This is a genomic window from Aromatoleum evansii, assembly GCF_012910805.1.
Lineage (GTDB): Bacteria > Pseudomonadota > Gammaproteobacteria > Burkholderiales > Rhodocyclaceae > Aromatoleum > Aromatoleum evansii.
The window spans coordinates 1-10,739 of sequence record NZ_WTVK01000102.1 but is presented as its reverse complement, the minus strand read 5'-3'; the positions used below and the strand labels follow the sequence as shown (position 1 = coordinate 10,739).

Genomic DNA, 10,739 nt, shown 5'->3' with positions numbered 1-10,739 from the left:
GGCGGGGCGTGATTCAAATTCGGCCAGCGGACGGAGAGGGGCGGCCGGCGCGTGCCAATAGTCCCATTGGATGATGTGTCCCTCCCTGCCCGCCGAGAGAATCGCCCCATCAAGATCCACGAGGCGAGGCACGGAAAAGCCAATGGAAAACGCGCTGTTGTTATCGGACGAGCAGGTCGCGCTGCAGGACACGGCGGCCGCCTTCGTCGCCGAATTTGCCAACGCCCGCAAGCCGCCCGAGGAGGATGCCGGCCTGTGGCGGCGCATCGCCGAACTGGGCTGGCCGGCGGTGCAGGTGCTCGAGGAATTCGGCGGACTCGGCATGGGAGCGATCGAGCTCGCGCTCCTGATGGAGGAGATGGGACGCCGCCTGATCCGCGCGCCCTTCTTCACGAGCGTGGTGCTCGCGCAGACCGCTTTGCTCGAGGCGGGCAATGCGGCGGCCCGCGAACGCTTCCTGCCGGAACTCGCGAGCGGTGAGGTCAGCGCGACGCTGATCCTCGCGCCCGGCCTCGTGTGGTCGCCGGACGCGATCGCCGTCGAGTGCCGGCGCGACGGCGAAGGGTGGGTGATGAGCGGCGAAGCGGCGCAGGTGCTCGACGACGGCAATGCCGCGATGGCCTTTGTCGTGGCGCGCACCGACGAGGGCTTCGGCCTCTTTCATGTTTCCGCGCACGCACCCGGCGTCGAACGGACCCCGCTCGACGTGTGGGATCTCACGCGTCCGCAATGCGCCTGGCGCTTTCGCGACGTGCATCTGGCGCCGGATGCGCGCGTCGACGCTGCCGGAACGCTCGACGAGGGGCTTTCGCGCACCGTCGCCTTGGCCGCGCTGCAGCTGGCCGCCGAGCAGGTGGGCGGGGCGGCGGCCTGCCTCGACATGACCGTCTCCTACACGAAGGAGCGCGTGCAGTTCGGCCGCCCGGTGGCCGGCTTCCAGGCAGTAAAGCACCGCTGCGCCGAAATGATGGTGCGCCTCGAAACCGCGCGCTCGGCGGTGCGCGGCGTTGCCGCGATCGTGGCGGACCTGGGCGACGACGCGGAGAGCCTCGCCTGCGAAGTCGCCGTGGCCCGTGTGCTGGCGTCGGATGCCTACCGCTACTGCGCGCAGGAGGCCGTGCAGCTGCACGGCGGCGTCGGCTTCACCTGGGAATACGACCCCCAGCTGCACTTCAAGCGCGCGCAATGGGGCAGCCAGTGGCTCGGCACTGCCAACCGCTGGCGCGAGCGCGTCGCCAGCCAACTTCTGGACCTTGCCTGACATGGACGTGATGACCGAAACACAATTCCGCGCCGAGGTTGCCGGCTGGCTCGCTGGCGAACTGAAGGGCGAATTCGCGTGCCTGCGCCATCGCGGCGGGCCGGGCGACGAGGAAGCCTTCCCCGCCTTGCGCAAGGCCTGGGAGCGCAAGCTTGCCGAAGGCGGCTGGGTGGGAGCGGCGTGGCCGCAGGCGCATGGCGGGCGCGGCCTGCCGCTGGAACTTCAGCTCGCCTTCCACGAGGAATACGTGCGCGCCGGCGGTCCCGGCCGTATGGGGCACATCGGCGAGACGCTGCTCGCGCCGACCTTGATCGAACTGGGTACGTCCGAACAGCAGCGCCGCTTTCTCCCCGGCATCCGCGAGGGGCGCGAATTCTGGTGCCAGGGCTATTCCGAGCCGGGCGCCGGCTCTGACCTCGCCGCGATCTCCACCCGCTGCTGGCAGGACGGCGACGTCTGGCGCGTGCAGGGGCAGAAGGTATGGACCTCGCTCGCGCATGAGTCGGACTGGATCTTTGTGATCGCACGCAGCACGCCCGGTTCGGTGGGCCGCGAAGGACTGACTTTCCTGCTGATGCCGCTCGACCAGCCGGGCATCGAGATCCAGCCGATCCGCCAGATGACCGGCGAGGCTGAGTTCAACGCGGTGTTCTTCGACGGCGCCGCGACCGATGCAGGTTGCGTCGTCGGGAAGCCCGGCGAGGGCTGGCGCGTGGCGATGGCCCTGCTCGGCTTCGAGCGCGGCGCCTCGACGCTGGGTCAGCAGATGCATTTCGTGCACGAGATGCAGCTCGTCGTCGATGTGGCGATCTCCATCGGTCAGGCTTTCGACCCGGCCATCCGCGAACGCATCGCCGACGCGTGGATCGGCCTGCGGGCGCTGCGCCACAACGCGCTGCGCATGCTCGCGGGCTGCAGCGGCGCCGTCCGTCCCGAATCGCTGATGTACAAGTACGCGTGGTCGAACTGGCACCGCGACCTCGGCCAGCTCGCGATGGACGTGCTCGGCGCGACGGGCGACGTGCGCTCCGACGACGATGCGGTGCGCCGCCTGCAGCAGGTCTTCTTCTTCTCGCGCGCCGACACGATCTACGCCGGCACCAACGAGATCCAGCTCAACATCATCGCCGAGCGCGCGCTGGCCATGCCGCGCTGACGCGATCCGAGGGGACATTCCGATGCGTTTCGTGCTGCAACTGGGCTTCAGCAATTACCGCAACTACACGGCGATCGCCCAGGCCGCGGAAGCCGCCGGCTGGAGCTGGCTCTCCATCCCGGACAGCCTGTTCTTCCCGCGCCTGACCGAATCCGACTATCCCTACGCCGAGACGAGCGCGATCCGGCAGTATCTGGAGCATTCGGACTTCATCGAGCCCTTCGTCGCGATGTCGATGATGGCGGCCGTCACGTCGCGCATCCGCTTCTATCCCGGCGTGCTGAAAGTCGCGGTACGCCAGCCGCTGATTCTCGCCAAGCTGCTGAGCTCGCTCTCCGTGATGTCGAACGGGCGCGTCGCGCTCGGCGCGGGTCTCAGTCCGTGGAAGGAGGACTTCATCTACAACGGAGCCGACTTCGAGCGGCGCGGCGAGCTGATGGACGAATGCATCGCCGTCCTGCGCGGCGCAATGAGCGGCGAGTTCTTCGAGTTCCACGGCAAGCATCACGACTTCGGTCCGCTGCGCATGCGCCCGGTGCCCGAACAGCCCGTGCCGATCCTGATCGGCGGCCACAGCAAGCCCGCGCTGCGGCGTGCGGCGCGCCTCGGGGACGGCTGGGTGTCCGCCAACACCGACCTGCCGACGCTGAAGGACCTGATCGCCGAACTCAACGCCTACCGCGCGGAGTTCGGCACGCTAGGGCGCGACTTCCAGTTCCACGGCATCGATTTCGCCGCGAGTACGGTGGATGATTTCAAGCGCCTCGCGGAGGTCGGCGTCACCGATGCTGGCGTGCTGCCCTGGGACGTGCGCAGCGACCCGACGGACCTGCAGGGCCAGCTCGACGCGATCCGGCGTTTCGGCGACGAGGTCATCGCGAAGATGGACTGAGCGATGTCGGGCGCCGGCCACCGCATCCTTACCTCGGACGAACTCGGCCGGCTCGCGCTCGCCTCGGTTGGGGGCGCCGCGGCGGGGCCGTTCGATGAACAGCCCTACCTCGTCGTCCGGGTGACGACTTCCGCGCCGGAAGCGGAGCGGAGGCGACTGGCCGCATGGCTCGTGCGGCAGCCGTGTCCCGTGATTGGTTTGCTCGACGGTGATCGCCGGGACGAGTCATCCCGTGGCGACGAACTCAGCGATGCCTGCGATGTGCTGGTCGACAGTGTCGTGGAGCTGGATGATCTTGCGGCGAATATCCGCACCGCGCCCATCGCGGCGATGACACTGGTGCAGGTGCTGCGCGCCACGCAAGGAATGCCGGCGGCGCAGGCACTGGTCGTCGAATCGCTCGCCTATGCGACCCTGCAGGCCGGCCCAGAATTCGCAGCGTGGTCGCAAGCGAATCCGCCGCAGCCCGGGCGGGCGCCGATCGAGGACGGTCCGCCCGTGCTGCTCGCGCGTGACGGCTCACGACTCGACATCACGCTCAACCGTCCGCGAAACCGCAATCCGATGTCCGTCGAGATGCGCGACGCGCTGGTCGAGGCCCTGCAATTCGCGGCCACCGAGGAGTCCCTGCGCGAAGTGCATCTATCCGGCGCCGGCGCGTGCTTCAGCAGCGGCGGCGACCTGCGCGAGTTCGGCACCGCGCCCGACCCCGCTTCCGCGCACGCGGTGCGCAGCCTGCGGCTGCCCGCGGCCGAACTCATCCGCTGCGCGTCCCGCGTCACGGCGCATCTGCACAGCGCCTGCATCGGGTCGGGGATCGAACTGCCGGCGTTTGCCGGACGCATCCGTGCGGCGCGCAACACCTTCATCCAGTTGCCGGAACTGCGCTTCGGGCTGATCCCCGGCGCAGGCGGCTGCGTGAGCCTACCGCGGCGAATCGGCCGACAACGCACCGCGTGGCTCGTGCTGTCGGGACGGCGGATCAACGCGGCGACGGCCTTGGCGTGGGGGCTGGTGGACGAGATCGTCGACTAGCCTTTCTGCTTAGATTCACGGGCGCCGCCAGATAACCCGCCCCTCCTTGATCGTCGCCTCCACCCCGACCGCCGCGAGGTCGCCCAGCGCGGCCTCCCAAGGCCGGTCGAGCAGACACAGATCGCCGGGCGCTCCGACCTCGACCCGCCGCGGCGCACCGCCCGGCGCATGCGCGGGACTGCAGAACAGTGCGAGGGCTTCGGCGGGCGTTAGCGCCTCGTCCGCACCCAGAATCGCACCTTCGCGCGTGCGGCGCTGCGTAGCGGCGGACATCGCTAGCCAGGGACTAAGCTCGCCGTAAGGCGCGTCGCTGCCAGCGGCAAGCGGAATGCCCGCCGCGGCAAGACCCCGGCCGCGATAGAGCCACGGCTGGTCGTCGGGCTCGACTTCCTCGAGGTAGCGGTCGCCGCGTTCGAGGATGAAATGCGGCTGGGTCACCACGCTGACGCGCAGTTCCCGGAGCAGGGGGACCGCCTCGGGCGGGGTGACGGAGGCGTGCTCGATGCGATCGCCGGGCAGGGGGCCGGCTTGCTGCAGCGCGGCGGCAGCGAAGAACAGTTCGGCACGCGTCACGCAATGGATCGCGACCGGCCGCCCGGCGGCGTGGCTGCGGGCGATCGCGTCGCAGAAGGACTCGAAGGGCGGGAGATCCGCGTCGCGCAGATAGAGCTTGGTCGGGCCGACCTTCACGCCGCGTGCATCCGGCAGGCCGTCGAGCTCGCCGTTACCCATCACCAGCACGTCCTGCTGCAGGCGGCCATCCCGTCGTTCGGCGACGAAATGCGCGAATTCGCCGCGTCCGTTGCGCGGGCCGGCGTCGGTGACACCCGTGACGCCGACCCGGGCGAGTGCCTCGCTGGTGCGCGCGAGTGAGGGGTAGGTGCCGGCGAGGCGCGTCCTCAGCCAGTCGTCGCCGTCGTAGAGGCGACCGGTCAGCCGGCCGTCAATGCGTTCGAGCGGCGTGCCGCGCTCGTCTTCTTCCACTCCGAGCCGGCGCAGCGCGCAGGTGTTGAGGATCCACAGGCGACCGCTGCGATGCTGGATGCGGACGGGCACCTGCGGGGCCACCGCATCGAGCCAGCGCCGGTCGATCGGCCCCCCGACGCCCTCGTGGTAGCCGATGCCGCGGATCCAGCCGGGCGCGGCGGGGTTCTCCAGGCGCACGCGCATGCGCAGCAGGTCGGCAAAGCCGGTGACGCAGCCGATCACCGGGCTGCCGCAGGGCAGCGATTCCAGCGAAGCAGCGTGGGCCATGAGGTGCAGATGGTGGTCATGGAGCCCGACGCACAGGGCCCGCCCGCGCGCCTCGATCACCGTCTCCCCGTCGTGCACTGTCAGATGCGCGGCGATGCGCTCGATCCGTCCATTGAGGACGTGCACGTCGGCCCGCGCGCCCGAGAGGAGTTCGGCGTCGCGGATCAGCAGGGAACCCGACGCCGCGTGACTCATGCCGCCCGCCGCAGCCACGCGGAGAACACCGCGGCGGTGTCGGCGCCGAGCGGACGGGCCGCCCCGACCGGCGCAAAAGGCAGGCGCGCCGGAGCCAGTGCGCGGCGCGACTTCGCGACCCGCGTCCAGCGGGCGTGGCGGTCGCGCAGCAGGTCGTCGCTCGCGGGTTGGGCAAAGCTCGCGCAGTGGCGCAACACGCTGGCGAGCGACAGTGCCAGCAGGTGACCGCCGCCCGAGCGCCAGCTCGCCCAGGCGGCCAGCGCGGCGTGCAGGCCGGTCAGCGGATCGCCGATCGCGTCGCCGCAGATCAGTTGCTCGCCGGTGACGCGATACATCAGCTCGCTGAGACCGGCGCCCACGCCCGCGTCGTCGCCGAACCCGATCCAGCCGGCCTGGGGTTCCGCGCGCCCGTGTCCCGTGATGCTGACCCAGCTGCGACCCGCGCGCGCGGTGAGCCACGCTTCCGCGTCGATGCCCATCTGGCGGAGCGCGCGCGGCCGCGACGCTTCGATCACGATGTCCGCCTGATCCATGAGTCGCGCGAGCTGCGCGCGTCCGGCGGGCGAGGCGAGGTCGAGCTGCACGCTCGCCTTGCCGGCGTTGAGCAGATCGAAGAAGGCCGCGGGCCCATTCCGCGCGCCGTCGGGCCGCGCCTGCGACTCGATCTTGATCACCGCGGCGCCGAGCTGGCGCAGCAGCTGGCCGCACAAGGGGCCGGCCCACAGCGAGGACAGGTCGATGACGAGGGGCCCACTGGCCGTGCCTACCGCCTTCCGTGGTGAAGCCGGGGTGCACGGCACGGCGACTTCGAGCCACGGGGCCGGAGTGGAGGGCGCCGAGAGTGCGACTGCCAGACCTAGGAGGCGGGCGCGCTCGATCAACTGTGCCGCGGGCATTGTGGAAACCCACGGGGCGATCGCGTCCCAATCGCCGTTGCAGTCGGCCTCCAGCCAGGCCGGCACCATGGTCCAGTCGTCCGGACGGGCGAGATTGACCGCGATGTGGCCGTCGCGGCAGGCGAGCAGGTGGCATGTGCCGCCCGGGGACACGGCGCCCTGGCGCGTCAGGCCGGCGATTCGAGCGCGCACGCCCAGCAAGGCGGCGCCGCTGCCGGCCTCAACATGGAGGCCCGGCCCGAGCGCGGCGAGGGCGGCCAAGGCGCCGTCGGCGCAGGAGGTCAGTGGCAGGGGACACATCTGCGGCGCTCGTGCGGCGCGCCCGGTGAGCGCCATCAGGCCGCTGCGGCGCCATCCGAGCGCCGGATGCTCGTTGGCGTCGCCGTCGCCGTCGCCGTCGCCGTCGTCGTCGCGCTGCGGTGCGAGCTCCGCGCCCAATGACGCGAGCAGGAGGCGGGCGTAATCGCTCGCATGGCCCCGCCCTTCCAAGGCGACGCGCAGGCCGGCAAGGAGATGGGCGGGGCGCATGGCGGTCGGGCTCAGGCGGGTTCGGTGGCGCGGAAGTCGTCCTTCAGCATGCGCCGCAGCACCTTGCCCATCTCGTTGTAGGGCAGTTCCTCGCGAAAGCGGATGGCCACGGGCACGCGCGACGAACGCAACCGCTGCCGAACCCAGTCCTGGAGCTCGGCGGTGTCGGGCGCCGCGCCGGAGCGCGGCACGACCACGGCGGCCACCGCCTCGCCCCATTGCTCGTCGGCCATCGCGACGACGGCGACGTCCGAGACCGCCGGGTGTAGACGGAGCACGTCCTCGATCTCGCCCGGCGAGATGTTCTCGCCTCCGCGCACGATCACGTCGTCGGCGCGGCCGTCGAGATACAGGAAGCCGTAGGCGTCCACGCAGCCGCGGTCGCGCGTCGGGAACCAGCCCTCCGCATCGAGCAGGCTGCCGACCCCCAGGTATTCGCCGGACACCTGGCCGCCGCGCACATACACGTCGCCAATTTCGCCGGCCGGCAGCGTCCGACCGTCCGCGCCCCGGATCGCGATCTCCACCGTGCCGATCGGCTTGCCGACCGAATGCAGGCGGCGGCGGATCTCGGGATCGTTGCTGGTGAAGGCCAAGTGATGGTCGTCCGGCCCCAGCAGGCAGATCGTCGAACTCGTCTCGGTCAGGCCGTAGGCGTTCGTGAAGTCGACCGCGGGCCACACCGCCATCGCCTTTTCGATCACCTGCGGAGGCATCTTGCCGCCGCCGTAGGCGATCGCCTGCATCGCCGGGAGCGCGCCCGATTCGCCCGTGGCGTCCAAGTGCTCGATCACGCGCGAGAGCATCGTCGGCACGACGAAGGCGTTGGTCACGGCTTCCTTGCGGCACAGATCGAGCCATGTCGCGCCGTCGAAGTTGGGCAGCTGCACCATGCGCCGGCACGCATAGGTTGAGCTCAGCACCGCCGAGATGCCGGCGATGTGGTAGGGCGGCACCGCCACGAGCGCGGCATCGGCTTCGTCCGCCCCGGCGAAATCGACGGTGCCGAGGATGTAGCTCATCAGGTTCTCGTGGCGCAGCACCGCCGCCTTCGGGGCGCCCGTGGTGCCGCTGGTAAAGAGCTGCACCGCGACGTCCGAGGGCGCACCGGGCGCCTCCGTGACGGGGGGCGCGTCACTCTGCGCGAGCGCGAGGAAGTCCCCGCCGCTCACGACGCGGTTGCCCGCCGGCATGCTCAGCCCATCGACATAAGCCGGCGCGGCGACGAGGAAGGCCGGCTCGATGCGCGCGAGCAGCCCTTCCAGTTCCGGCCGCGTCAGGCGGTAGTTCATCGGCACGTAGGGCACGCCGGCATAGGCCGCGGCGAAGATCGCCACCGGGGCCGCGAGGCTGTTGATGTCGAGCAGGCCGAGATGGCGACAGCCGCTGTCGCGTACCTGTGCGCCCGCCGTGCGTGCCGCACGCAGCAGGGCGCCATAGGTGAGACTATTTGTGCCGGACGTGACGGCGATGCGATCGGGATGGCATTCGGCCGCCATCTCCAGGGCCATGACTATGTTCATGGGCTCAGTCCGAAGAGGGCAATGCCTTGGCCTCTTTGACGGCGAGCGGCGTGCCGTCGATCGCGAGACTGCCCTTGCCGCCCTTCGTGCACAGCAGCTCGGTCGTGTCGCCTTCATCGACGTAGCGCTTGCCGACCAGGGTTCCGTTCGCGAAGGCCGCGTCGGGTTCGCCGGCCTTCTGGCCGTCCATCGCGATCATCTCGATACCGCCGCAGCACAGCAGTACGGGCTCGGGGCGGGTGCGGATCACCATCACTTCCGTATCGCACGCGGCGCTCTTCAGGCGCGTTCCGGCTTTCAGGGTTTTCATCGAAGCTCCTTCGGATTGTCCTTGCCCAATTCCGCGCATCCGATGGGCGGACCTGGGGGGTATGGAATCGGATTCGCGATGTCCGCCCGGAATAGCTGGCCGAGCGCTGCATCGCATTGATCGTGCTGCGATTCTGGGCGATGGATTTCGGGTAAACAATTGACTGGCCCGAATTGCAATGCCGATGTCCCGATCAGAAACGCAAGCCCGAAAACCGCCTTTCTGCAATTCCCTATCGTGACTGCAACGACCGATCCGCCACGGCTCGGTTCGCTTCGCCCTTTCTTTGCCATCCCCGGAAAGCCGTTCCGGATCACGAGGTGAATGCCCATCATGAACACGCCCACGCCGCCGCTTGCCAGCCTGCGCATCGTCGAAAGCTCGATCCTCGGCCCCGCCGCCATCACCACCGCCCTGGGCGACCTGGGCGCCGAGATCATCAAGGTCGAAACCCCCGCCGGCGACTACATCCGCGAGATGACCTGGCCGGTCATCGAAGGGGTGTCGCTGATGCACTACCACCTCAACCGCGGCAAGAAGAGCATCGCGCTCGACCTCAAGACCGAAGCCGCGCGCCGCATCTACCGCGACCTCGTGCGCGATGCCGATGTCGTCATCGAGGCCTCCAAGCCGGGCGCGCTCGCGAAATACGGCCTCGGCTACGAGGAGCTGCGCAAGATCAACCCGAAGATCGTCTTCATCACCGTGTCCGGCTACGGCATGAGCGGCCCATACAAGGACATGCCCTCGCACGGCATCGCCTACGACACCTGGGCCGGCATCGTGAAGCCGGCCTATGACGACGAAGGTTTCTGCCACATCCCCGAGCACGTGGGCATCGGCATCAACGCGGCGCCGCTGTTCGGGGGCCTCGCCGTGCTCGCCGCCGTGATCCGCGCCCGCGAGAGCGGCGAAGGCTGCTTCATGGAGCTCGCGCAGAGCGACGCCGCCGCCGCATTCGATTGGTATCGCAGCGAAAGCCACATGGCCTATGCGCGGCCCGAGGATGTCGTCACCGGCAACAAATCCGACAACTGGGTGCGCCGCCCGGTGGCCACCGCCGGCATGAAGGAGGGCGTGCGCTACCAGCTCTACGAATCGGCCGACGGCCACGTGCTGTTCATGGCCTCCGAGCAGGCCTTCTGGAAGAATTTCTGCGCCGGCGTCGGCCGCATGGATCTCTTCGACAAGTGGCCCGGCTCCAGGTACGCCGACCACGCGCGCGGCAACCGCGAGCTGCAGGCCATCCTGCGCGACATTTTCAAGACGCGCACCACAGAACAGTGGCTCGCCTTCGGCGTCGAGGCCAATACCCCGATCGCGCCGGTCAACACCGCGCAGAACATCGTCGATGACCCGCAGTTCAGGGCGCGATTCAAGCTCATCCCGCACGAGACGCACGGCGCCGACATGCTCGGCTTCCCAGTGCAGTTCGTAGGCGAGGCGCTGCCCACCCCGTCCCGCGCGCCCACCGTGGGCGAGCAACGCGAGGCCGTGCTGCGCGAAGTGCTCGGCTACGACGCCGCGACGATCGACGCGCTCGCGCAGGAGAAGGCCTTCGGCTGAGTCCCCTGAGTCCTCACGGGCCGGCCGCGGGCCCTGTCAATTCCGGATATTCCCGCGGCCACATTCGATACCAATCCCTGGCTCTTATACACATCTGACGCTGCCGACGAATTAGACGGTGTA

The 10,739-nt window shown here is 69.5% G+C and carries 9 protein-coding genes; 5 read left to right on the top strand and 4 right to left on the bottom strand.

Annotated features, from left to right (window positions below; translation table 11 throughout):
• The first annotated feature begins 142 nt into the window (after positions 1–142).
• Genes GO615_RS26480 through GO615_RS26465 form a run of 4 tightly spaced genes read left to right on the top strand, consistent with a single transcriptional unit; the run spans position 143 to position 4,344 of the window.
• Positions 143–1,261, top strand: a complete 1,119-nt coding sequence (locus GO615_RS26480) for an acyl-CoA dehydrogenase family protein (RefSeq protein WP_169132849.1) — start codon at positions 143–145, stop codon at positions 1,259–1,261.
• A gap of 1 nt (position 1,262) precedes the next feature.
• Entirely contained in the window at positions 1,263–2,417 is a 1,155-nt protein-coding gene (locus tag GO615_RS26475; protein ID WP_246262474.1) for an acyl-CoA dehydrogenase family protein, read from the top strand.
• A gap of 22 nt (positions 2,418–2,439) precedes the next feature.
• Entirely contained in the window at positions 2,440–3,309 is an 870-nt protein-coding gene (locus tag GO615_RS26470) for a TIGR03619 family F420-dependent LLM class oxidoreductase (RefSeq protein WP_169132848.1), read from the top strand.
• A gap of 3 nt (positions 3,310–3,312) precedes the next feature.
• Positions 3,313–4,344 carry an enoyl-CoA hydratase/isomerase family protein gene (locus GO615_RS26465; RefSeq protein WP_169132847.1) on the top strand — a complete coding sequence of 344 codons (1,032 nt, stop codon included), beginning with the start codon at positions 3,313–3,315 and terminating at the stop codon, positions 4,342–4,344.
• Between the two features lie 15 nt (positions 4,345–4,359).
• Here GO615_RS26465 and GO615_RS26460 read toward each other — a convergent pair whose 3' ends face one another.
• From GO615_RS26460 to GO615_RS26445, 4 genes are read right to left on the bottom strand one after another with little or no spacing between them, the layout of a single operon-like run.
• Positions 4,360–5,793 (bottom strand): amidohydrolase family protein, encoded by a 1,434-nt coding sequence (locus GO615_RS26460; RefSeq protein WP_169132846.1) that lies wholly within the window; start codon positions 5,791–5,793, stop codon positions 4,360–4,362.
• On the bottom strand, positions 5,790–7,217 hold the full coding sequence (locus GO615_RS26455; RefSeq protein ID WP_169132845.1) for a CoA transferase: 1,428 nt from the start codon (positions 7,215–7,217) through the stop codon (positions 5,790–5,792). The genes GO615_RS26460 and GO615_RS26455 overlap by 4 nt, the downstream gene beginning before the upstream one ends.
• Before the next feature lie 11 nt (positions 7,218–7,228).
• On the bottom strand, positions 7,229–8,740 hold the full coding sequence (locus GO615_RS26450; protein WP_169132844.1) for a class I adenylate-forming enzyme family protein: 1,512 nt from the start codon (positions 8,738–8,740) through the stop codon (positions 7,229–7,231).
• A gap of 4 nt (positions 8,741–8,744) precedes the next feature.
• On the bottom strand, positions 8,745–9,050 hold the full coding sequence (locus tag GO615_RS26445; protein WP_211167379.1) for a hypothetical protein: 306 nt from the start codon (positions 9,048–9,050) through the stop codon (positions 8,745–8,747).
• 333 nt (positions 9,051–9,383) lie between these two features.
• Between GO615_RS26445 and GO615_RS26440 the strand changes: the two genes are divergently transcribed.
• Positions 9,384–10,616, top strand: coding sequence for a CaiB/BaiF CoA transferase family protein (locus tag GO615_RS26440; protein ID WP_246262473.1), 1,233 nt, complete (start codon positions 9,384–9,386; stop codon positions 10,614–10,616).
• Positions 10,617–10,739 lie beyond the last annotated feature (123 nt).